Source organism: Streptomyces lydicus (assembly GCF_000717345.1).
In the GTDB taxonomy this organism is placed as follows: Bacteria; Actinomycetota; Actinomycetes; order Streptomycetales; family Streptomycetaceae; genus Streptomyces; species Streptomyces lydicus.
The window spans coordinates 280,802-302,464 of the sequence record NZ_JNZA01000001.1 but is presented as its reverse complement, the minus strand read 5'-3'; the positions used below and the strand labels follow the sequence as shown (position 1 = coordinate 302,464).

Below are 21,663 nucleotides of genomic sequence, written 5' to 3'. Positions count from 1 at the left end.
GCGATGACATATGTCCTACCGGGGCTTCGGAACGGCTTCAGTGCCGGACACGGAGCGGCGGACACACCGGCGTGAGCCGATGCTCCGGTGAGCCATGCGGAACAGCGACCGCCACCCCGGCACGCGAGGGCTTCGAGGCCCCGGTGAAGAGGGGAACGTCAGGTACCGGGGACCCCCGGAGGGGCGGGCTCAAGCGGGTGGCTACGGGTTCCCGTTCGAGTGGCCGATCCGCAGGTCCATGAGGTCCGGGTTGAGGTGGCCGGCGGCGGCGGCTTCGAGCAGCCTGTCCTGTATGCGCAGCCGCAGAGTCGCCCGGATGTTGACGAGTGCTTCGGAAAGGGATGGGTAGCGTTCATCTGCCGGCCCGTGCAGGAGGGGCACCTCGTCGTCAGCCGTGAGTCGGAGGTCTCCCGCCGTTGCCGGCGAGGGATGGGGGAAGTACGGCCCGGCTGGCGACGGCGAGGTCCGCGCCCAGTCGATCAAACACGTGGCCGTGGGCGTCGGCGAAGGGTGCCAAGGCCGTCGCCCTCGCCCATCGCCGTCGAGCGGCGAACGGAACAGCGACACGGCCGAATCGCCGCTGAGCTCCCAGGCCCGTATTGGCGTGATCCATACGGCAGGCGCGGCCGCCAAAGGCACGTCATCATCGGACAATTGATCCCATGGTCTTCTCAGCTCCCGTACGGCTGTGGCTGCTTCCCAATGCCGCGCTGCTCGCCGCCCTGGCACTCTGGGGCATCGTCCGCTATCCGCACCTGCCGGCCCGGATACCTCAGCACATCGGCTCCGACGGGGTGGACGCCTGGACGGACCGATCGATCGGCAGCGCGTTTGCGCTGGTGTTCGTGTACGTGGGAGTGACGGTGCTGCTGACCGCCGCCGCCGAGCTGACCCTGCGGGTCACCCCGCAGGCCGAGCTGTCGGAAGAGGCCGCGCCGTTCGGCAACGGGCTGGTGAGGTCCTCCTTCAACCGGCCCCGCACCCGCGCCTCGGCACTCCGTACCGCCCGGGCCCTGCTGGTGCTCAACGCCTGCACCGGTGTCTCGCTCCTGATCGGCTCCGGAGTGCTGTGGCGCTCCACCGCCGATCCGGAGGTGCCCGGCTGGATGTTCCCCGCGATGCTCCTCCCCCTCCTCGCCGGGACCGCTCTGACGGTGCTGGCCGCGGTACGCGACCGGCGGACGCCCGTGAACTGAGCGCAGGGCACCCGCGGGCGCACAGTGGAACGGGCGGCTGCGGCAGGTGCACTGCCGGGCAGCGCGCGGTGACGTGGACGGTTGCGGATCCACCGAACTCCGGTTGGCGACCACGTGGTCGTTGAGGCCGGCAGATCATCCGGGAACCCCGGGGGTGGAGGTGTCCAAGAAGCAGGTACGCGAAGCCGTCAGCACGAACAACCGCAGCCGCCCTGAATCTCTTCGTGCGGGCCGCGCTGCAACTACCGGAAATCCAAGTGGCGGGCGACGCGGCCGAGCACCTCCTGGGGAGTGTCCCCAGGAGGTGCTCCCAATGAACTCGGCGGCCGACGGGCCCCTCAGGCCGCGGCGGGCGTGTAGTGCCCCGCGTCACCGCCTTCGAGGGCGCGGCTGGAAGTGCCGTCGATGCCTATCGGGGCGTCCCCCGCGACGGTCACCCGGTGCAGCAGGCGGGGCAGGTCGCCGTAGTCGTCGGGGGCGTAGTGCTGGGTGATGCGGTTGTCGAACAGGACGAGGTCGCCAGGTGTCCAGGCCACCCGGACGATGTTCTCCGGCCGCGTCACGTACGACTGGAAGATGCGCAGCAGGTCCCGGGACTCGGAGGGGCCGAGGCCCTCGATGGTCTGCGCGAAGCCGCCGATGAACAGGCCGCGCTCCCCCGTCTCGGGGTGCACGCGCACCAACGGGTGGGCGGTGCGGTACGTGCGCGAGACGAACTGCTTGCGGTGCTCGGCCGCCTTGTTGTTCTTCGGGGCGGCGTAGTCGTAGTCGTTGGTGTGGACGGCCCACAGCTTGTCCGCCAGCTCGCGCAGCGGCTCGGGCAGGTCCTGGTAGGCCCCGGCCGAGTTGGCGATCAGGGTGTTGCCGCCGTAGGGCGGGACGACGATGCTGCGCAGGGTGGACGCCTTCGGGGGTGTGCGGACGAAGGTGACATCGGTGTGCCAGTGATTGGCGCGGATGCCCTCGTCCCCGTCTACGGGCAGGATGTTGGGCTGCCCGTCCACGGACGGGACGGTGGGGTGGGCGGTGGTGAGCTCGCCGAAGAGGGAGGCGAAGCGCAGCTGCCCGGCGTCGTCCAGCTGCTGGCCACGGAAGACCAGCGCCTTGTGTTCCAGCAGTGCCGAGTTGATCTCGGCGACGATCGCCGGGTCGAGGTCGGCGGAGAGGTCGACGCCGACGATCTCGGCGCCGATGCGTCCGCCGATCCGACGGATGTCGAAGCGCGTGCTGGTGCTCATATCCGGTTTCCTTTCAGGGGTTTCGGCAGTTCAGGTGCCGGAGTTTCGGGGGTTTGAGGGTCCGCGCAGGGTGCGTCCGCTGTACTCGGTCCGGAGCAGGCCCCACTCCTGGAGGAGGGGCCTCACGTGGTCGACGCAGTCCTCCAGGCCGCCCGGCAGATGCGGCGGCATGACGTTGAATCCGTCGGCGGCCCCTGCGTGAACCACTCCTCCAGCTGGTCGGCTCTCTGCTCCGGAGCCCCGGCAAAGACCCGGTGGCGGGCATGGAAACTCCTCCGGGCTCCTTGCGCAGGGGGCGGTGCGGGCGTCAGCTCGTCGCGGGGACGCGCCACGAGCTGAGCCGCTTCTCCACGGCCACCAGCAGCTGGTTGAAGGCCACGCCGATGACGGAGATCGTGACGATGCCCGCGTACATCTGCGGAATGGCGAAGTTGTACTGGGAGGCGTTGATCAGATAGCCGAGACCGGCCTTGGCTCCGATCATCTCGGCGGCGACCAGGACAACGATGGACACCGCACCGGCCAGCCGGATGCCGGTGAAGATCGTCGGTACCGAGGCCGGCAGGATCACCTTCTGGAACAGCCGCGGCGCGGACAGGTTCATGGACTTCGCCAGCCGCAGCAGGGTGGGGTCGACGGTGCGCACCGCGCTGATGGTGTTGAACAGGATCGGCCAGGCGCACGCGTACACCACGATGGAGATCTTCGACGTCTCGCCGATTCCGAGGAGCAGGACGAACACCGGCAGCAGGGCCAGGGCGGCAGTGTTGAGGAAGACCTGGAGCAACGGGTTGAGGAGATCGGCGACGGGCCGGTACCAGCCGATGAGCAGGCCAAGCGGTACGGACACGGCGACGGCTGCGCCGAAGCCGCTGAACGAACGCACCAGGCTCGCCTGGGCGTTGTCGGCAAGCTGACCGTTGGCGACAAGTTCCCACCATGCCTGGGCGACCTCGCTGAACGGCGGCAGGAAGGTCCGGTCCACCAGGCCGAAGCGGGGCGCCAGCTCCCACGCGAGCAGCAGGGCGACGATCGCCACCGACTTGGTGGCGCCGGTCAGTGCCGCGCGCAGGACGCGGGGCAGCACGGGAGCACGCTGGGGCCGCGGCCTGCCCGGCCTGATCGGCAGGACGGCCGCGGGCTCCTCGGTGGACGCCGGCGGTGTGATGGTGGGCGGTGGGCCGGTGGTCGGGGTGCCGGTGGTCGGTGTGCCGCGTTCCTCCGGGGGCTTGAGTCCCTCTGGGTTCTTGCGTCGGGTGCTCGAACTGCTTGCAAGGCTCATGCGGAGACCTCCTCCTTCTCCAGCAGTTGGGTCCTGGTCACCTCGTCGTGCAGAAGCGTCCAGATCTCGTGTCGGTACCGTGCGAACTCAGGGCTGGAGCGCAGGTCGTCCGTTGCCGTGCGGACGTCGAGGCCGATCGGCACGACCTGCTTGATGCGACCGGGCCTGGAGGTCATGACAGCAACCCGCTGCCCCAGGTAGACGGCCTCCTCGATGCCGTGGGTGATGAAGACGACGGTCTTTCCGGTGCGCTGCCAGATGCGCAGCAGTTCGTCCTGGAGCAGCTCCCTGGTCTGGGCGTCCAGTGCGGCGAACGGCTCGTCCATCAGCAGGACGTCCGGGTCGTAGGCGAGGGAGCGGGCGATGGCCACGCGCTGGCGCATGCCACCGGACAGCTCGTGCGGGTGACGGTTCTCGAATCCGGAGAGCCCGACCAGGTCCAGGTACTCGCGGGCACGGGCGGCGCGCTCACGTCGTGGCACGCCGGTCGCCTCCAGGCCGAACTCGACGTTGCCCAGGGCCGTGCGCCAGGGCAGCAGCGCGTACTGCTGGAAGACGATGCCGCGATCCAGGCCGGGGCCGGTCACCGGTTCCCCGTCCAGCAGGATCCGTCCGGCACTCGGTCGGGCGAGCCCTCCCAGCAGGTCCAGGAGGGTGGACTTGCCGCATCCACTGGGGCCGACCACGACAACGAACTCCCCGGCGTCGATCCGCAGGTCGACGCCGTCCAGAGCGGTGAACTCGTCGTCCCCGTGCGTCGAACCACGGCCCTGGGCCCTCCCCCGCCTGACGGGAAAGGTCTTGCGCACCTGCTCGAACTCGATCTTGGGTGTGGTGGATTCGGGCATGGGTCAGCTCCCGCTCTTGGAAGTCGGCTCGGCCGCGGGCGACTTGCCCGGCCTGCCATACGCGTTGAACTCGTTGGTGTACAGATCCGACGCCTTGACCTGGCCCTTCTCGATGTCACCGCGTTTGGCGAGCCAGTCGATCCATAGCTGGAGCTCCTTGTCGGTGATGCGCCCGGCGGTCTCGGCGACGCCGAAGGACTTCCAGTACTTCAGCGGGGCGGTGCCCTCGTTCCGGCCACGCTTCTTGACGATCTCGACCTGCCGGGCGATGACCTCGTCGCGTGGTGTGGCGCGGGCCCACTCGATGGCACGCGCGACGCCCGTGACGAAGGTGCGCGCGGTGTCAGGGTTCTCCTTCAGGAACCGGTCGTTCACCACATACGTACCGGCGGAAAAGTTGCCGAGCAGCTGGTGGTCGGTGAACAGCGGCCTGATGCCTCCGGTCTGCAGGGCCTTGTCGCGCAGGATGTCGCCGAGGACGCCCACCTGGATCTGCTTCTGCCGCAGCGACTGCTCGGTGTTGACCGGCGGTACCACCAACGGCTCGACCTTCTTGACGTCCGCCTGCGACAGACCGTGGCGTTGCAGATAGATGTCGAGCATCGCCTCGGAGTGCGCGCCGAGCGTGTTCATCCCGACCTTCTGGCCAATCAGGTCACGGGCCGAGTGGATCGGGCTGTCCTTGAGGACGTAGAAGCCGTTGTAGGCAGCCTTGTCGACGCCGTAGTAGCTGATGACCGCAGTGATGGGAGCCTTTCTCGCAGCGAGTTTGACGACCGCTCCGTTGAACGCGCCGCCGAAGTCGACCTGCCCGGTGGCCGCCGACTGGATGTCCTGCGGCCCGCTGATCGTGTTGCCGACCCACTTCAGCTTCACGTCCTCCAGGAAGCCGAGGTCCGCGGCCAGTTCGGGCAGGATGACGGACCCCGCCCAACCCTGATATCGCAGGGTCTTGGTCTGATCCTTGGCCGCGCCGCCACCCCCGGAGCCGCAGCTGACCGCGACCGCCGAGAGGCCCAGCAGGGTGAGGAACTGTCGTCGGCTCGACGGGGTTATCAGCGTGCTCATGGCAAGGTCCTGTCCGAGTGGTAGGTGGAGCGCGGTGGGACGCGTGCGGCGTTTGTTACGGGCGCGGGGCGAAGGGATGGGTACGAGGAGCCGGGTGGGCTACGGGGCGGCGGTGGCGACGACCGGTGCGTGGTGGCCGATTGCCCGGTGAAGCCCTCCGTGGCCTGCATCAGCCGCAGTTCCGCCGCCGGCGGGCGTAACGAAAGCCCAGACCCCGAGGTACGAAAAGGCGAAAGGGAAAGGCGAATGATGATGAGGTGAAAGAAGCCGGCACACGCACCGAACCCGGAAGATTCCGGGTAGGCATGCGGGGAGAATCACCAGGCGACGAGGAAATTCCAGGCCGGAAAGTGCACCCGGATCATGGGTCGCTCAGCAGCTGACGCCGGTCGGCAGCTCTAGCAGCCAGCGGCACAGATGGCACTGGCCTGGCGTCGAAGATCGACGTGCAGGCGTGCGGTGAACTTCTCCGAGTGACTCACACTCGGGAGGTTGGCAGTGAAATTCAGCCAAGTCAATGCGGCGACAGCGCTTGACTCACCTTCTGATTTTCCCGCCATACGCGCGCAGCATTTCGTTCACAATCGCAGCCGCACGCAGCCCCCTCACAGCATCGCGCCGGACAACGTCACGCCGCCCGGGGTCAGCCTCGCAAGTGGCCGGCAGGGTGCGTCATGGCATCCCGGCCCGAATCCGACGCTGGGGGGACGCGGCTTTCCGGGTTGAGGGGCTCGCGGTTGCCCAAGTGCTGGTGGATGGTGCCCTCGCGGATCGCTCGTCACCGCCCCGACGTGCTCGCAAGGATGTCCCGGTCGGCCGATGAGTGGCCGACCGGGACATCGAGCTCAGACCAGGTCGAACCGATCGAGGTTCATCACCTTGTCCCACGCTGCCACGAAGTCACGCACGAACTTCTCTCCCGCGTCCCTGGACGCGTAGACCTCCGAGACGGCCCGGAGCTGGGAGTGCGAACCGAAGATGAGGTCGACGGCGGTGGCCGTCCACTTGGCCTCGCCCGTGGCGCGATCCCGGCCGTCGAATACGTTCTCCGACGAGGCCGACGCCTTCCACTCCGTGCCCATGTCGAGCAGGTTGACGAAGAAGTCGGTGGTCAACGCCTCCGGCCGGTGCGTGAAGACGCCGTGCGGGGAGCCCGCGAAGCCGGCGTTCAGGACGCGCATTCCGCCGATCAGAACCGTCATCTCGGGTGCGGTCAGCGTCAACAGGCTGGCGCGGTCCAGCAGGAGCGTCTCCGGCGACAATTTCTCTCCCGCCCGGAGGTAGTTGCGGAACCCGTCTGCCCTGGGTTCGAGTACGGCGAACGACTCCACGTCGGTCTGCTCCTGCGAGGCGTCCGTGCGCCCCGGTGCGAACGGGACGGTGATGTCGTGCCCGGCATTCTTCGCGGCCTGCTCGACGGCCGCGCATCCGCCCAGGACGATCAGGTCGGCGAGGGACACCTTCTTTCCGCCGGTCTGCGAGCCGTTGAAATCCTGCTGGATCTGCTCGAGGGTCTGCAGCACCTCGGCTACCTCGGGCAGGTCATTGACTTCCCAGTCCTTTTGCGGCGCCAGGCGAATCCGTGCCCCGTTGGCCCCGCCACGCTTGTCGGTGCCGCGGAAGCTTGCCGCCGACGCCCAAGCGGTGGCGACCAACTGGGAGACGGACAGTCCCGAGGAGAGGATCGTGCCCTTGAGAGCAGCGATGTCCTCGTCCGCGATCAGTTCGTGATCAACGTCAGGGACGGGGTCCTGCCAGAGCTGCGGCTCGGGAACCCACGGACCGAGGTAGCGCGAGCGGGGGCCCATGTCGCGGTGCAGCAGCTTGTACCAAGCCTTGGCGAACGCCACCGCGAGCTTGTCCGGGTTCTCGTGGAAGCTCTTCGTGATCGGCGCGTAGATCGGATCCAGCTTCAGCGCGAGGTCCGTCGTCAGCATCATGGGAGCGTGCCTCTTCGACGGATCATGGGCATCGGGCACTGCGTCCTTGGCCGAGGCGTCCGTGGGAGTCCACTGCTTCGCGCCGGCCGGGCTCGTCGTCAGCTCCCAGTCGTAGCGGAACAGGTTGTCCAGGTACCCGTGGTCCCACTTCGTGGGCTCTGTCGTCCATGCGCCCTCGAGTCCACTGGTGAGCGCGTCGGAGCCCTTGCCGCTGCCGTGGGTGTTCCGCCAGCCGAGACCCTGCTGCTCGAGGGGGCTCGCCTCGGGTTCCGGGCCGATGTACGAGGGATCGACCGCGCCATGACACTTCCCGAACGTGTGGCCGCCGATGATGAGCGCAACCGTCTCCTTGTCGTTCATCGCCATCCGCCCGAATGTCTCGCGGATGTCCCTGCCGGCAGCCATCGGATCCGGGTTGCCGTTGGGCCCCTCCGGATTGACGTAGATCAGGCCCATCTGCACGGCACCGAAAGGAGTGGCGAGTTCCCTGTCGCCGCTGTAGCGCTCATCTCCGAGCCAGGTGTCCTCGGGCCCCCAGAAGATTTCCTCGGGTTCCCAGATGTCCTCTCGGCCGAAGCCGAACCCGAACGTCTTGAACCCCATCGATTCCATGGCGCAGTTTCCGGCATAGACCAGAAGATCGGCCCAGGAGATTTTCCGGCCGTACTTCTGCTTGACCGGCCAGAGCAAACGGCGCGCCTTGTCCAGGCTTGCGTTGTCCGGCCAACTGTTGAGGGGGGCGAAACGCTGAGCGCCGGCGCCGCCACCGCCCCGGCCATCAGCGATGCGGTACGTTCCCGCGGCATGCCAACTCATCCTGATGAAGAGCGGCCCGTAGTGGCCGTAGTCGGCAGGCCACCAATCCTGCGATGTCGTCATGACATCGAGGACGTCCTGCTTCAGCGCGTCGAGGTCGAGGGTCGCGAACTCTTCCGCATAGTTGAAGTCTTCTTCCATCGGATTGGACCGAGATGAGTGCTGGTGGAGAACCTGGAGGTCCAGCTGATTCGGCCACCAGTCCCGGTTCGTCCGGGGCCGGGTCGGCATGGGGGCCGGGGAGGGGATTACTGGGTTCTCGCTTTCGCTGCCGGACACGTCCGTCCTTCTTCCTGTCTCGGTGATTCCTTCTGCTGTCTGGTTTCCTTTGCCGTCAGTTGCTTTGCTGGTGTCGAGCACCGCGACCCGCGCGCGTGGCGCGCCATGGCGCCCGCCGGCTAAAAACGCCTACCAGGCCCGCGGCAATCACGCGGGCCAGCAGCTGGCGAGAACCTTCCCTGATGCACGACGCCGATGATCAAGCCTGGGTCGGCGTCCGTATGGTCGCGCACCGCAGACCGCACGGCCACGAGAACACGCAGGGCGCCGCCGCGTAACAAGCCTAAAGTCCAGAGACCATCCGGTCGCCTTGGCGGCACCGTCGCCGGCAAAGGCGCCCTGACCTGCTGCGACCCAGCCGGTAGTACTGGCGACCGGGCGCCGGGTCCCGCTCGTCGACACCGCCGGCGGGGCGGCCAACGGCGCACGGCTCGTACCTGGCCCGGCCTGGGCACTTCGGCGGCGCGCAAGTGTGATCAGACGGAAGGCACCAGCACGGGGGAAGGGTGTGGACACCGTCGGCTGTCAGGCGATCGCGCACGGCGAAGCCCACGAGGAACCGGCGACCGCCTGAACTCGCTCGTCGACACGGTCCGGCCCCCTGGTCCGGCCCACTGGCGCCCCGGGCGTGCCGGGTCGGTATGCCCCGGCGGACCGGCGGACCCGGGAGGCCCTGACGAGGAGGCCAAGCGGGCCATGCGCCTCGTATCGAGCGGCAAGCTCTTCGAGAAGGGCCTGCCGAGGGGGGAAGGAGCAGTGCAACGTGAAGCGCTACGAGCGGCAGCTGCGCGACATGATCATCGCGGGCCGGGCGAAGCCGAGCATCGTCGTCTCGCACGAACTACCCCTGGACCAGGCCCCCTCGGCATACGAGAAGTGCGACAAGCGGATCGAGGGCCGCACGAAGGTCGACCTGCATCCGTAGCCCTGGCGACCGCGCCGCCCCCACGGGCCGCCGGGAAGGCGGGGCCGGCCCTACGGAGCCCCGTCCCCGCAGGCGTGCTCCCGGCCGAGCAGTTCGTCCAGTCGGCGGGTCTGTCCAGATCCCGCGTGGGGACCAGGGTGCCGTCGACGATCAGCACGGCGTCCTTGCGGCATCGCTTACGGAGCTGGAGCGCGAGCGACGGCCGAGGTCGCCGAGGTGGTCGATGATGCGGTCAGCGGCCGGCTTGCACGTTGTCCAGGACGGCTCCGACGCCATGTCGCACCGGCCACCACAAGATCATCTCATCTTTGACCAGCAGTTACGCGAAAATCCTTACTCCACCGCATACAGCAGGTTGTACTCAGCACCGTCCGCCCTGAAGCGCAGGCTGCGCTCACCAGGCGTATCCGTGATCCACTGCTCGCCGAGCTTGCCGTCCCCGACTGCTCCGCCGGCCTCCCCGAGAGAGACGGCAATCGTCCCAGTGAAGTGGCAGTCGTACTTGACGGTGTACATCCGGTCCCCCAGCACCGTCCCGTTCCACACAGTGCCACGGTTCTGGACAACAAGCCTCGGCTCGTCGGAGCCGCTCCAGCCCTCAGTCGTGACGCACTTGAGCTTCTCCAGATAGAGCTTGGCCATACCGTCCCCTGTGAAGGATCCTTCTCGACACTTCACAGCCTGCCGAGCCTCGATAAACGATCACTAAACGAAATAGATACGGCGTTCGCCACCAAGGCGATGCCCCGCCTGGGGAGGGCGCTCAGCGTCGCATCCGCTCCGGCTGGATGAAGTGCTGCCACGGCCACCGCAGCCCCGTACACAGCAGCTGTTCAGAGCGATCCGGTGAGCTTGCTCCTGGCCGTACCCACCCTCGGGTTGCCGCTCGGTTTGCTGCCGGGACGCGAGACGTAGTCGGCAAGTGGCAGAACAAGGTGACTGTCCGCTTTCGGCGAGGGTAGGCGGGGTGCATGGTTGCCACACGTAGCTTTGTGCCGGGAGCCCTCCTGCGGGGCCTCCAAAACCGCCGGCGGCCGCGGCACACGCGCCCGGGCCGCCGACGCGGCAAGCTCCATCGAAGGGTGCTCGCCTACCGGGACGTGGTGATCTTCCACTCCCCGGCGCCGGCGAGTGAACGAGCGCAGAGTCTGCTGCTGGTGTACATCCGTCGCGTCGTCGGCGAGGTCACCTACGAAGTCTGCGAACACTGTGCGAGCGGTGTGATCACGCAGGTTGACGTCGCTGCGCCCTTGCAGGACAGCGGCTTGGGCACGCGCGCCGTCTCCCACCTGCGCGCCTGCTATCCCGACGTCTCCTGGCGCAGTTGCCTTGCCCAGCGCATGACGCGTGACCTGGCCCATCGCATGCGCCTGCCGAATGATCGCGCTGGCCTGTCGTGTCCACACCTCCCACACGGTGCCTCCGAGAACCGCGGTACATCAAGGTCCGCACGGCACTGATACCCCTCAGGGCACATCCATCCAGGGCTGGACGCGAGCATGGTTTGCCTCCCGGGAGGGTGACGGTGCGCAACTCGTTGCCCTCGCTGACAGTGGGGTGACACATTCGCCCGTGGTGACAAGCAGTCTGCCTACACTTGTCTCGCTTCCCTCTTTGCTAGCGGCTGGCTCACCCTGCGGCGGAGGTGGCAACTACCCATGTGTCGGCTCACGATCGCCCGATGCCTTCTCGCGTACGGCTATGTCCCTCGCATGCCGCTGGTCATCGCCCCGACGACTGGAGGGCCTGGCTTGCACCACTGTCCGGCTGACTTGACGCACCCCGCTCATGGACCCGGCCCCTTGCCGACGGCAGTGTCACAGGTCAGCGACCACGCCCCCGACGGCAGCGCGCGGGTGGGGCGTTGGACGACTACGCCGGCTCGCATCGGTCTGCCCGGACCCGGGCATGGTCTGACGGCGTAGTCGTCTGCCGGCCTGCAACGCGAGCGTACGGAGCCTCTGCCAGGCTCACCACGCAAACGCCTCAGGTCACTGACTCATCGCCGCTCGGCCCGGTCCACTGACCCGTACCACCCCTGGTACGGATTGTCATGTCGGGTTCCCTCGTCGGCGTCTTCTTCCAAAGCGACTATGCGGGCCTTGTATTCGGCCGGTGGGATCTGCCCTAGGGCCGCGAGACGTTCCAGTTCAAGTGCTTGGACGTCATGGACGATCTTGCGGCTCTGTTCCACTTGCTCTCTGCTGAACTTGACGGCCTTGGCGCGCTCTCTGGAGCGGTTTTGCTGTAGCTGCTCGGCAATCATCCGTGCGGTCTGTTCGAAGTAATCGTCGTGCCGGCCTGACCACATCTCGCCACCTCGTTTTCCATTGAAAGCGCTGAAAGCGCGGGGGCCTGTCGGCCAGTTGGGACGAGCACCGCGCTAGCGAAGCAGTCGGGGGCATTGCCGGCGGCGCACCCAACTGCTCCCCGCAGACCGTCAGCTCATCATCGGGTGCTGCGTCGCGAGTGCGGTCCACTTCTCCTGCGTCTGTTCACGCCGCGACTCCCTGGGTCTCACGGTGCCGGCAGCCGAGGGCCGTTCCCTGTTCCTCCTGGCGTTCCTCCTGGCGGCCTTCGTCAGGCACCAGCGTAAGGAACTGCACATGAAGACCCTGGATCTGCTCGAAAGGTTCCGTCAGCAACAGGCCACCGAGTGGCGCTGCCGGTGGCGCGGTCCTCCGCCCGCCTCCGCCTCAAAGCCGGCGTGGACCGGCACCTCGAAGAAGCCGAAGACACCAGGCAGCGCTTGCGCTGGGGGCCGTTCGCCAGGATCTACCGCCAGAACGACACCTCGTTCCGATACCGCATACCGCTCACTGACCAGGCCCGCCGAGCTGGGGTACGATCGACCGTATGTGTAGTGCCGCGGCAGATGTCACCGACAAGCGCCTCCTGCGCGGTGCCCGGACCCGGAAGGTCGTACTGGAGCGGGCGGTCGACATCGCCTCGCTCGACGGTCTCGAAGGGGTCAGTTTCGGCCGCCTGGCCACGGACACCGGACACAGCAAGGCGGGCATCCAGACGCTCTTCAAGACGAAGGAAGCGCTGCAGCTGGCGGCCATCGACTTCGCCCGCGAGATGTTCATCGACCATGTCGTCCGGCCGGCCAGGTCCGCGCCGCGCGGCGTCGCACGTCTGCGCGCGCTTATCGACGCGTGGGTCGTCTACGCCTCGACCCCGCTGTTCGCAGGCGGCTGCTTCCGAGCCGCGAATCTCGCGGAGTTCGACGGCAGGACCGGGCCCGTCCATGACGCGCTCTTCCGCGACCAGCAGCAGTGGCTCGACGTCATCGCCGGCGAACTGCGGCACGCCATTGACGCCGGTGAGATCGCGGACTTGGACGTCGAACTCGCCGTCTTCCAGATCGACGCGGTGCTGTGCGCCGCAAACACGGCTCTTCGGCTCGGGGACGACAGCGCGGTGGACAAGGTCCGCCGCATTGTCGAGGGCCTGCTGACCGCCCCGCAATAACGCGGCGATGACGCGACAATGACGCGACGAGGGGGTGGACCGAGGTCCACCACCTCGTCGCTTGCCGTTCTTCACCCTCATCCGAGAGCCGGGCTCTCCGAAGGGTGGACGTCCGGGCAATTGAGCTGCCCGGACGTCGCTACGGCTGGGCCCGCTTCATCCTCGGCCCTGGCCATGGCTGGTGATACTCGCCCTCATGCCTGAGTTGCCGGCCGCTTCGGCAGAAGGAAGACGACGATTCCCGCTATGACAGCGAAGGCCAACACCCCGAAGGACGCGACAGCAAAGGCGTGACCGGCGGCGGCGACCCTGCCGACTTCCGCGGGATGGAACGAGCTGAAGAAGACCGCTCCGATAGCGGCAACGCCCAGCGCTCCGCCCACCTGCTGAGCCGTGGACAAGACCCCTGAAGCGACACCGGCCGACTCCGGCTTGACGCGGCTCAGCACCGTGTTGAGCGCCGGCGTGATGACCAGTCCGCCGCCGACGCTCTGCAGAATGAGGGTGGGAATCACGAGCAGCGGAGTGATCCGCGGGCCGGACACCAGCAAGACGCCGGTCGCCAGGTAACCGATCGCCAGAATGACCGCCCCTACCTCTAGGACACGTCGTCCGTATTTCGGAATGATCCGGCTCGCTACCATGCTGAACACGAAGAATGCCGTGGCTGCCGGCGCCTGGACCAGGCCCGCGCCGAGCGCCGACATGTTGAGGCCCTGCTGCATCGTTACCGACAAGGCCAGGTAGTACGAGTAGATCAGCGCGTACAGGGCGAGGACGAGAATGATGCCGAGCGAGAACGAGCGCTGCTTGAACAGCGTCAGCGGGACCAGCGGATCCCCGCCCCGCCGTTCCAGGCGCCGCTCGATCGCGACGAACAAGCCGAACGCGACCGCGCTGCCCGCGAAGCAAGCCCAGACCCACCCTGGCCAGCCTGCCTCCTGCCCCTGGATCAGCGGGAGCACCAGCAGGAAGAGGGCCACGCTGAGCACCAGGACGCCGGGCATGTCCAGCTTGCGGGTAGCGGCTCGGCCAGTCTCCGGCACGAAACGCACGGCGAGCAGGAACAGGACGATTCCGATCGGCACGTTCACCCAGAACACCATGCGCCAGCCGGAGTCGAACAGGTTGGCGCCGATGAGCAGTCCGCCGACGACCTGTCCGCCGATGGTGGCCATACCCATGACAATGCCGACCACGCCGTAGACGCTGTGCCGCCTCGCCGCCGGCACCAGCACCGTGACGAACGCGAACACCTGAGGAACCATCAGGGCGGCTCCCAGGCCCTGGATGACACGCGCGGCGATAAGGCTGCCTGCGTTCGGTGACAGTGCACAAGCGACTGATGCCAGCGTGAAGAGGGCGACCCCGAAAAGGAACGTTCGCTTGCGGCCGTACAGGTCAGCCAGGCGAGTAGCGGTGATGATGAAGACCGCGTAACTCAGTTGATACCCCGCCAGAACCCACTGAACATCGCTGTCGGAGGCATGCAGGTCCGCCACGATCGAGGGGTCGGCGACCACGACGATGAACGAGTCGAGGACCGCCATGAACAGGGCGGCCAAGACGATCGACATCGTCATCCACGGAATGGCGTCAGCTTTCGCGGTCGCTACCGGCCGGCTAACTGATTGCTGACTACTTGCCACGATAAGAGACCTCTTTAATTGTTGGGGTTCGGCACTGCATGAATTCCGGAAGCTCGGCTGGCGGTTTCGCCAGGCGGGGGTCAGGCCCGGGGCGATGATTACGCCGATGCGGCACGTCCCAGGGAACTGGCCAGCATCTTGACCACCTCGGTCGCCATAACGGCCTGACCCGAGGTCGAGAAGTGGATACGGTCTTCACTGAGCAAATTGCCGCGGTCGTTGACCGGGTGATCCCACATGTCCACCACGAGGGCGTCGTATTCGGAAGCCAGCCCGCGCACGATCTCGTTGACCGCGGCAATCCGCTCCGGCCAGTCAGGGAATACCGGGACGTCATACGCCCTGCCGAGCGTGAAAGTGGTCAGCAAGGCGCCCGTCCCCTTCGCCAGGCTGTACATCTGCCGAAGGGTTCGTTCTATCTCGCCGAAGTCCGGCCAGCGTCGCACGATGTCGTTGGCTCCGCATGGCAGGTGGAGCAGGTCCGGGGAGAACTCAGCCATGCGGGCCACCTGGTTCTCGAGCGTCTGGGCGGTTGTTGCCCCGACCTCAGAGACATTGAGGTATTGCAGATCCGGCCGGACGGACCGCAAGACACCAGCGACCCGGTCTGACCAGCCTTGATCCTGGTAGCCCGGGGTGGGATCGCCGGTTCCCGCCGAAAGTCTGTCGCCGATAACGGCATACCTGCCCCACGGGGCTCCGGTCAGCAATGCCACGGCATCTGCCTGGTCCAGACAGAACGGGTCGGTCGCTTCAGTGAAGACGAGTTGCTCCATGCAGAAAAGCGTACAGTCGACCGTATGCATTCTCAAGCCTTCACCAGGGCAGCCCACGCGGGCTGTTGGCCGCGAGCGGCGCCTCCCAGCCCCTGACATCCGCAGGCCGGTAGCGAAGGGCGCGAAGCTCAAGGAGCCGACGGCGACGGCTCGGCGGATGGGCCGTAGACCTCATGCGCACCAGGTGTTTCGGGTAGCGGCGATTCGGCCAAGCGCCCCCGTCCGCTGGCCGCACAGGTACGGCGCCCACGCGTTCGGGCCCTTGCCGCGCCCGGGCTCACATGCGTCCGGAATCGAGCGCGTTCGAATCCGGCGGCACGTCGTTATGCCGTGCACTGCCGAGCCATCCAGGTTCGGGACCGACCCCAGGAGGGACACAGGTGACCGTGACCGACGCCGCCACTGCCAACGAGGAGACCCCTCCCCCTCCGCCTCCGGCAACCATCGAATTCGAGGGCGAGTTCGGCAAGAACCCGCTGGCAGAGGTCGGCTTTCTCAAGATGAGCAGCCGTCTGCCCGCCGTCCTCGGGCACACCCTCCGCATGGCATGGACCGTAGACCGGCCCGCCGTACTGATTCTCGTGCTCTGCCAGATCCTCACCGGTGCGGCAGCCTCCGTCACGCTCGCGTTCACCGCGAAGGCCATGACGCATCTGCTCTCATCCGGCCCCGTCCCGGAACGCCTGCACAGTGCTCTGCCTGCTCTGATCGTGGTCACCGTCGCAGCCGGCACCGGACGTATCAGCACGGCGCTCGCCTCCTACGCCTCCAACCGGATCACTCCCCGACTGATGACCGAGGCCGACGTGGCGCTGGTCGAGGCCACCTGCCGGGTCGAGGCATCGGCCTACAGCGAGGACGGGTTCTCCGACCGGCAGGAGGCCGCGGAGATCGGCACGATTCGCACCGCCACCATGGTCGACGACGCCCAGCGGCTCATGGCCGCCGTCGTCCGTATGGTGGCCGCGGGCGGCGTCATCACCGTGCTGCACTGGATGCTGCTCCCGGTCCTGCTGCTCGCTGTACTCCCGGCCGGCATCGGTGCGGTCCTGCGGGCCCGGGTGGACTACGAGACGCACTTCCTCAACATCGGCGACCGCAACGTGCGGGGCATGATGCGCTGGTGGGCCACGCTCCCTCGCCATGGCGACGAGGTCCGCGCCAACGGCATGACCGCCTATCTCCTGTACTGGTACCGCGCCCTGTCCGAGCGCATCGACCGGCGAACCCTGGGCTCCGCGCCACGCCGCCTGCGCATCGACCTGTTCTCCAGTGCCCTCGGCGGCATCTTCCTGCTGGGCACCTGGGGCACGCTCGGCTGGCTGGCCACCACCGGCCGCGTCCCCCTGCCGGTAGCGGCTACCGCCCTCGTCGCCGTGCAGACCGCCCTCGGCGCGCTCTCCCAGGTGGTCATCCAGGGCGCCGCCATGTTCCACACCTCGCTCTACCTCTCCGACATGCGCGCCTTCCTCGCCATGGCCGACGCACGCGCCCCCAAGCGAGGAGAACTGACGATCCCGCGGCAAGTGAACGAGATCCGGCTCGACGAAGTCGTCTACAGGTACCCGGGCAAGGAGGAACCTGCCGTCAATGGCGTCTCCCTGAGCCTGCGCCGGGGCGAGATCCTGGCCGTCGTCGGGGAGAACGGCTCCGGCAAGTCCACGCTCACCAAGCTCATCACCGGCATCCTCCTCGCCGATAAGGGCCGCGTCCTGTGGGACGGGATCGACCTTTCGGCAGCCGACGTCGACGCCGTGTGGAAGCGGACCGCGCTCGTCCCACAGAATTTCGCCACCTGGCCGCTGCGGGTCCGCGAGAACATCACCCTCGGCCAGCCCAAGACCTGGGACGACGACCTGGTGTGGCAGGCCATCGACGCTGTCGGCATGCGCAACGCCGTGGAGAAACTGCCGAACCAGCTCGACACCCTCTTGGCCCGTGAGTTGTTCGGCGGCGTGGAACTCTCCGGCGGACAGTGGCAGCGACTGGTGTGCGGACGCGCGCTGTACCGACAAACACCGCTGCTGATCCTGGACGAACCGACCTCGCAGATGGACGCCCGAGGAGAGCACCAGATCTTCCTGGAGATCAAGCGCATGGCCGCCGACTGCATGACGATCGTCGTGACCCATCAGCTGGAGAACACGCGCCTCGCTGACCGGATCATCGTCATGGAGGACGGGCGCGTGATCGAGGACGGAACCTACGACGATCTGCTCCACGCTGACGGCCTGTTCGCAGAACTCGTCGCCCTGGCCAAGGACCGATGAAGTGCGCTGATCGGAGAGGTGGGTGACGCGGCCGGCTGAGGTGCGGCCGCCGGCGGGTGTAGCGAGACCCGGTGCCGACCGCAACCTGTGGTCCACCCTGTGGCCCGACCGTGAAGACACGGTCGTGGACTGCCGTGATACTCGGCTGGGCTCCAACCGACTGCAGGTGCCGACGCCGGACTCGATGGCACATCGGATGCCGGACCGGTGGATACCCGACCCGGAAGGCGGATGATGCGCCCCCGACTCAAGTCCGATGTCCTGTACGTCCCGACCGGCGACGGTGTCCATGTCTTCGGTGCCGGGGTCGACCTGGCCCTGCGTGGCAGATCCGCCTACCAGTGGCTGGACCGGCTCGCCCCGCATCTCGACGGTTCGGTCGACCTTGACGAGCTGGTCGGGCGACTGCCGAACGACAAGCGGCAGGTGGTGCACACGCTCGTGGGCCAACTGCGCGCCGCCGGCTGCCTGGTCGACGCCGGGGAGGACCTGCCGCACGGGCTCACGCGGCGGGAGCTGGAGACGTATGCGTCCGAGATCGCGTTCATCGAGTACCACGCCGACTCCGCCGCGCGGCGGTTCGAGACCTACCGCCACAGCGAGATGGTGGTGGTGGGCTCGGGTCCGGTGTTCGTCTCTCTGGTGTGCTCGGCGCTGCGCTCGGGGGTGCGCAGCCTGCGAGCGGTGTGCACGGACGCACCCGGCACCAACATGGAGCGCATGGCGGAGCTCACCGCTGAGGCCACAGGGCGCGATCAGCAGCAGATCGTGCACCACACTCCGTTGGAAGACGGCACGTTGAGTCGGTTGGTCGAGCAGGCGGATGCCGTGCTCCATGTCGCGGACGGTGCAGGCGTCGATCGGGCCGTCCGGCTCGATGCGTTGTGCCGGGAGTCGGGCACGCTGCTGGTGCAGGGGCTGGTCCTGGATGACATCGCGTGGCTGGGGCCACCCGGGTCCGCCTGGCGTTCGGCGTGGCGGCGGCTCGGCGCCCGCGGCCCGTTCCGGCCCAACGCCTTCCTCACCGGGCCGGCCGCCGCGGTGGTCGCGGCGCACCTCGGACTCGCGGCATTCACCGCACTCACCGGGATCGCCGCCGGTCAGGAAGCCGCAGTCGGCGGACGAGAGGAGATCACGCGCATCGATCTGGAGACCCTGCGCACCTCCACGCACGCCTTCCTGCCCCACCCCACCGCGGTTCCCGCCCGTCCGGAGACACGGAAGGATTTCACCCGGCGGCTCGAACGGCTCGGCGCCACACCGCCGCTGGACGTGGACACCTTCTCCCGGCGCGCGGCCCACTGCTTCGATCCGTACGTCGGTGTCCTGCGCGCCCTCGACGAACGGGAGTTCACGCAGGTGCCGCTCAACGTGACCGAGGCGGTGCCGCACACGTGGGGCGCCGTACCGGTGTACGGGGCGGGTACGGGCTTCGCCGAGGCGCGACGGAACGCCGCATTGCGCGGGCTCGCCTCGTACGCGGTGCGCCAGGTCGACGACCGCCGGCTGGGGCCCGGGGACACCGTGTGGGGGTGGGCGCTGGACGAGCGGCGCGCCGAGGCGGTGACGGCGGGCCAGGCGTTCGCGACGGACCACGAGGTCGGGGTGGCCGCCCGCTTGAGCTGGGACGACGCCGTGGCGGACGGCCTCGCCCAGCACTGTGTACGCCTGGCCCTGCGCGATGTGGCGCAGGGACGGGCGCGCCCACTGCCCGTGCGTCTGGATCCCGAGGCCCTGCCCCCAGGGGCGCGGCGCTTCCTCGACCTGCTGCAAGCCTCCCGCGGCTCGGCCGAGGTGGCCGACATCGGCGGGGCCCTGGGCCTGCCCGTCCTCGCCTGGTGGCAGGGAGACCGCCCGGTTGCCGTGACGTGCGGGTGTGCGTCGGTTGCCGAGGGGCTCCGTGCGGCGCTGCTCGACCGGCAGTCGGCAATGACGCACGAACCAGCCTACGCACCGGCCCAGTTGGGTATGTTGCGCGCCCCTGTGTCGGGCGGGCGACGCATCGGGTTGGCAGAGCCGGCGGGGCGTGAACGCATGATCGGGGCCTTGCGCTCGCGAGGGATGCGTCCGCTCGTGGTCCCGCTGGACCACGATCCGGCGGTCCACGAACTGCTGCCCTTCCTGGTGCGTGTCGTCATCGCCGACGAGACGGGTGAGGCAGCGGCGGCAGCCGGGCCGCGGGCGGAGGTGCGGGCCCTTGCCTAGTGTCGCCGACGGCCTGCAGACCTCTGTCGGCCTGCGGTTCTGGTGGCGGACGTTCGAAGGGGTCCAGGCCCTCTTCGCCGAGGGGCACGGCGAAGAGGGCGGCGCGGACGACCCACTGCCGGTCAAGACGTACCGCGGGTTGCCCCGCCACGTCCTGCTGGAGCCTGCGCCACGGATCGGGGACGCACGCTGGTCTTTCGAGGCGTTCCGCGCCGCTCACCCACCCGCGGCCCCCAGCCTCGACGCCCTGGACCCCCGCACGCTCTCCGCCCTGCTGTACTGGACGTACGGGGTCGGCCGGATCGAACTCGGTCCGCAGGCCGTGTGGCCGTACCACCGGATGGTCGCGTCCGCGCGATGCTTCCACCCCGTGGAGCTGTATGTGTGGCTGGCTCATCGGGCGGGCGATCTGCCCGCCGGGTGCTATCACTACCACCCGGCGCACCACTCGCTGACTCGGTTGCGGGAGGGTGGCGTACCGGATGCCGTGCGCGCTGCCGCGGGGGTGCGGGCGGACATCGGACTCCTGGTGGTGTCCGCGTGGTTCCGCAAGACCGCTTTCCGCTACCGGGACTACGCGTATCGGCTGTGCGCACAGGAAACCGGGATGACGGTCGGGAACGCACTGTTGACCGGAGCCGCGCTCGGGCTGCGCGGAAGGGTGCACCACCGCTTCGACGACACGGTGGTCAACCGTGCGCTGGGGCTGGACGGCAGGGAGGAGACGGCGTTCGCTGTGATCGACCTGGCCCCGGCCGGAGAGGCGGAGCCACTGCCCCTGCACGCCGCGGAGCGTCAACGTCCCCTTTCTGCTTGTGCCTTGCCCGCCATTGACCCTCGTCACGTACGGACCAACCGCTCCCCCTCCCGCACATGGTCCGGGTTGACCACGCTCGATCTGGCCGCCCGGCTCACCGGCCCCGGCGCGGCCATCGCCCCCGAGAGCTTTCACCTGCCTGCCGGGGCACCGGGCCCGGACGGTGCCCTCTCCCTCGCGGTGCCGGAGTCCGGTCCCGGTGGCGTGGAGCTGTCCGCGGCGCTGCGTGCCCGTGACTCGGGAGGGCGGATGTTCCTGCCGGCCGTCCGCCCCTTGGCCGCCGGCCGGCTGATGTCCGCCGTGCGGTACGCGCTGGAGCCCGTGTCCTCGGACCACACCGAGGCGCCGTGCCGCCCCCTGGTGGACGCCTACGTGCTGATCCTCGGTGTGGACGGGATCTCCCCCGGGCTGTACCGGCTGGAGGCCGGCGCGGGATCATCCGCGCTGGTGCGGCTGCCGGAGCGGGACTGGCGCGCCGTGGTCGACATGCTGTGCGACCGCACGCCGGCGGTGAACTCGGCGAAGGCGGACGCCATCGTCTTTCTCACCGCCCACCGGCTGGCCGGGGAACGGTGGTTCGGGGCTCGGGGGTACCGCATCCTGCACCAGGAGGCGGGGATCGTCGCCCAGCGGGTCAGTGTGCTCGCCGCCGCGGCCGGGCTGTCCGTACGGGTCACCAACGGCTACCACGACGCGATGGTCAGGGACCTGATCGGAGTGAACGCCGCCCACGTGCCCGTATTCACGCTCGTCATGGGCCGACGTCGACCCACCGCCCAGTACGAACCGCAGCTGATCTGGTGAACCGCCCCTGCGGTGCCCGGTGGGCCGTTCCTACGGGCGACCTACGGCTGCGACCGCGGGTCAAGCTACGGCCGTC

Annotated in this window: 17 protein-coding genes and 3 pseudogenes; 7 read left to right on the top strand and 13 right to left on the bottom strand. The window is 68.2% G+C overall.

Features of this window, described 5'->3' with window-relative positions:
• Window positions 1-201: 201 nt before the first annotated feature.
• Window positions 202-654: a TfuA-like protein gene (locus OO62_RS38780; protein ID WP_206738455.1), complete on the bottom strand. Its 453-nt coding sequence runs from the start codon at window positions 652-654 to the stop codon at window positions 202-204.
• A gap of 8 nt (window positions 655-662) precedes the next feature.
• Between OO62_RS38780 and OO62_RS01340 the strand changes: the two genes are divergently transcribed.
• Window positions 663-1,196 carry a DUF1648 domain-containing protein gene (locus OO62_RS01340; protein ID WP_033265185.1) on the top strand — a complete coding sequence of 178 codons (534 nt, stop codon included), beginning with the start codon at window positions 663-665 and terminating at the stop codon, window positions 1,194-1,196.
• A 338-nt stretch (window positions 1,197-1,534) separates the two neighbouring features.
• Here the strand turns inward: OO62_RS01340 and OO62_RS01335 are convergent, their stop codons facing one another.
• The 7 genes and pseudogenes from OO62_RS01335 to katG form a co-directional block, all read right to left on the bottom strand.
• Window positions 1,535-2,434, bottom strand: coding sequence for a TauD/TfdA dioxygenase family protein (locus OO62_RS01335; RefSeq protein ID WP_033265184.1), 900 nt, complete (start codon window positions 2,432-2,434; stop codon window positions 1,535-1,537).
• Window positions 2,435-2,464: 30 nt separating this feature from the next.
• Window positions 2,465-2,691, bottom strand: a pseudogene (locus OO62_RS40390) (LLM class flavin-dependent oxidoreductase); the annotation flags it as partial.
• Between the two features lie 50 nt (window positions 2,692-2,741).
• Window positions 2,742-3,716 carry an ABC transporter permease gene (locus tag OO62_RS01330; RefSeq protein WP_033265183.1) on the bottom strand — a complete coding sequence of 325 codons (975 nt, stop codon included), beginning with the start codon at window positions 3,714-3,716 and terminating at the stop codon, window positions 2,742-2,744.
• Window positions 3,713-4,564: an ABC transporter ATP-binding protein gene (locus tag OO62_RS01325; RefSeq protein WP_033265182.1), complete on the bottom strand. Its 852-nt coding sequence runs from the start codon at window positions 4,562-4,564 to the stop codon at window positions 3,713-3,715. The genes OO62_RS01330 and OO62_RS01325 overlap by 4 nt, the downstream gene beginning before the upstream one ends.
• Before the next feature lie 3 nt (window positions 4,565-4,567).
• Complete coding sequence (locus OO62_RS01320; protein ID WP_033265181.1) at window positions 4,568-5,632, bottom strand: ABC transporter substrate-binding protein; 1,065 nt, start codon at window positions 5,630-5,632, stop codon at window positions 4,568-4,570.
• Window positions 5,633-6,030: 398 nt separating this feature from the next.
• Window positions 6,031-6,192 carry a putative leader peptide gene (locus OO62_RS41620; protein WP_358244851.1) on the bottom strand — a complete coding sequence of 54 codons (162 nt, stop codon included), beginning with the start codon at window positions 6,190-6,192 and terminating at the stop codon, window positions 6,031-6,033.
• A gap of 285 nt (window positions 6,193-6,477) precedes the next feature.
• Entirely contained in the window at window positions 6,478-8,667 is a 2,190-nt protein-coding gene (gene katG, locus OO62_RS01315) for a catalase/peroxidase HPI (protein ID WP_033265180.1), read from the bottom strand.
• A 450-nt stretch (window positions 8,668-9,117) separates the two neighbouring features.
• Here katG and OO62_RS36300 point away from each other — a divergent pair.
• Window positions 9,118-9,592 (top strand): annotated as a pseudogene (locus OO62_RS36300) (aldehyde dehydrogenase); the annotation flags it as partial.
• Window positions 9,593-9,710: 118 nt separating this feature from the next.
• Here OO62_RS36300 and OO62_RS38775 read toward each other — a convergent pair.
• Window positions 9,711-9,838, bottom strand: a pseudogene (locus OO62_RS38775) (IS5/IS1182 family transposase); the annotation flags it as partial.
• 87 nt (window positions 9,839-9,925) lie between these two features.
• The gene (locus tag OO62_RS01305; protein ID WP_033265179.1) at window positions 9,926-10,234 is read right to left on the bottom strand and encodes a hypothetical protein; all 309 of its coding nucleotides are present in this window, start codon (window positions 10,232-10,234) and stop codon (window positions 9,926-9,928) included.
• 440 nt (window positions 10,235-10,674) lie between these two features.
• Here OO62_RS01305 and OO62_RS36855 point away from each other — a divergent pair, with 440 nt between their 5' ends.
• Window positions 10,675-11,052, top strand: a complete 378-nt coding sequence (locus tag OO62_RS36855) for an N-acetyltransferase (RefSeq protein ID WP_248782270.1) — start codon at window positions 10,675-10,677, stop codon at window positions 11,050-11,052.
• Window positions 11,053-11,591: 539 nt separating this feature from the next.
• On the opposite strand, the gene OO62_RS01295 is transcribed toward OO62_RS36855, so the two are convergent.
• Window positions 11,592-11,858, bottom strand: coding sequence for a hypothetical protein (locus OO62_RS01295; protein ID WP_129322929.1), 267 nt, complete (start codon window positions 11,856-11,858; stop codon window positions 11,592-11,594).
• 590 nt (window positions 11,859-12,448) lie between these two features.
• Here OO62_RS01295 and OO62_RS01290 point away from each other — a divergent pair.
• Window positions 12,449-13,066, top strand: a complete 618-nt coding sequence (locus OO62_RS01290; RefSeq protein ID WP_051732466.1) for a TetR/AcrR family transcriptional regulator — start codon at window positions 12,449-12,451, stop codon at window positions 13,064-13,066.
• A gap of 194 nt (window positions 13,067-13,260) precedes the next feature.
• Here OO62_RS01290 and OO62_RS01285 read toward each other — a convergent pair whose 3' ends face one another.
• Together OO62_RS01285 and OO62_RS01280 are read right to left on the bottom strand one after the other, a co-directional pair.
• Window positions 13,261-14,649 (bottom strand): MFS transporter, encoded by a 1,389-nt coding sequence (locus OO62_RS01285; RefSeq protein ID WP_033265176.1) that lies wholly within the window; start codon window positions 14,647-14,649, stop codon window positions 13,261-13,263.
• A gap of 164 nt (window positions 14,650-14,813) precedes the next feature.
• A complete protein-coding gene (locus OO62_RS01280; RefSeq protein ID WP_033265290.1) occupies window positions 14,814-15,491 on the bottom strand; it encodes an SGNH/GDSL hydrolase family protein in 678 nt (225 codons plus the stop codon).
• 386 nt (window positions 15,492-15,877) lie between these two features.
• On the opposite strand from OO62_RS01280, the gene OO62_RS01275 reads away from it, so the two are divergent.
• The 3 genes from OO62_RS01275 (at window position 15,878) to OO62_RS01265 (ending at window position 21,587) form a co-directional block, all read left to right on the top strand.
• On the top strand, window positions 15,878-17,761 hold the full coding sequence (locus OO62_RS01275; protein ID WP_033265289.1) for an ABC transporter ATP-binding protein: 1,884 nt from the start codon (window positions 15,878-15,880) through the stop codon (window positions 17,759-17,761).
• 231 nt (window positions 17,762-17,992) lie between these two features.
• A complete protein-coding gene (locus tag OO62_RS01270) occupies window positions 17,993-19,966 on the top strand; it encodes a hypothetical protein (protein WP_228332364.1) in 1,974 nt (657 codons plus the stop codon).
• Entirely contained in the window at window positions 19,959-21,587 is a 1,629-nt protein-coding gene (locus OO62_RS01265; protein WP_033265175.1) for a SagB family peptide dehydrogenase, read from the top strand. Before OO62_RS01270 ends, OO62_RS01265 begins: the two co-directional genes overlap by 8 nt.
• The last annotated feature ends 76 nt before the right edge of the window (window positions 21,588-21,663 follow it).

Excerpts from the sequence above, each read along its gene's own strand:
- OO62_RS01340 (WP_033265185.1), top strand. The coding sequence starts at position 663 with ATGGTCTTCTCAGCTCCCGTACGGCTGTGGCTGCTTCCCAATGCCGCG.
- OO62_RS01335 (WP_033265184.1), bottom strand. The coding sequence starts at position 2,434 with ATGAGCACCAGCACGCGCTTCGACATCCGTCGGATCGGCGGACGCATC.
- OO62_RS01330 (WP_033265183.1), bottom strand. The coding sequence starts at position 3,716 with ATGAGCCTTGCAAGCAGTTCGAGCACCCGACGCAAGAACCCAGAGGGA.
- OO62_RS01325 (WP_033265182.1), bottom strand. The coding sequence starts at position 4,564 with ATGCCCGAATCCACCACACCCAAGATCGAGTTCGAGCAGGTGCGCAAG.
- OO62_RS01320 (WP_033265181.1), bottom strand. The coding sequence starts at position 5,632 with ATGAGCACGCTGATAACCCCGTCGAGCCGACGACAGTTCCTCACCCTG.
- OO62_RS41620 (WP_358244851.1), bottom strand. The coding sequence starts at position 6,192 with ATGGCGGGAAAATCAGAAGGTGAGTCAAGCGCTGTCGCCGCATTGACT.
- OO62_RS01305 (WP_033265179.1), bottom strand. The coding sequence starts at position 10,234 with ATGGCCAAGCTCTATCTGGAGAAGCTCAAGTGCGTCACGACTGAGGGC.
- OO62_RS01295 (WP_129322929.1), bottom strand. The coding sequence starts at position 11,858 with ATGATTGCCGAGCAGCTACAGCAAAACCGCTCCAGAGAGCGCGCCAAG.
- OO62_RS01290 (WP_051732466.1), top strand. The coding sequence starts at position 12,449 with ATGTGTAGTGCCGCGGCAGATGTCACCGACAAGCGCCTCCTGCGCGGT.
- OO62_RS01285 (WP_033265176.1), bottom strand. The coding sequence starts at position 14,649 with ATGACGATGTCGATCGTCTTGGCCGCCCTGTTCATGGCGGTCCTCGAC.
- OO62_RS01280 (WP_033265290.1), bottom strand. The coding sequence starts at position 15,491 with ATGGAGCAACTCGTCTTCACTGAAGCGACCGACCCGTTCTGTCTGGAC.
- OO62_RS01270 (WP_228332364.1), top strand. The coding sequence starts at position 17,993 with ATGATGCGCCCCCGACTCAAGTCCGATGTCCTGTACGTCCCGACCGGC.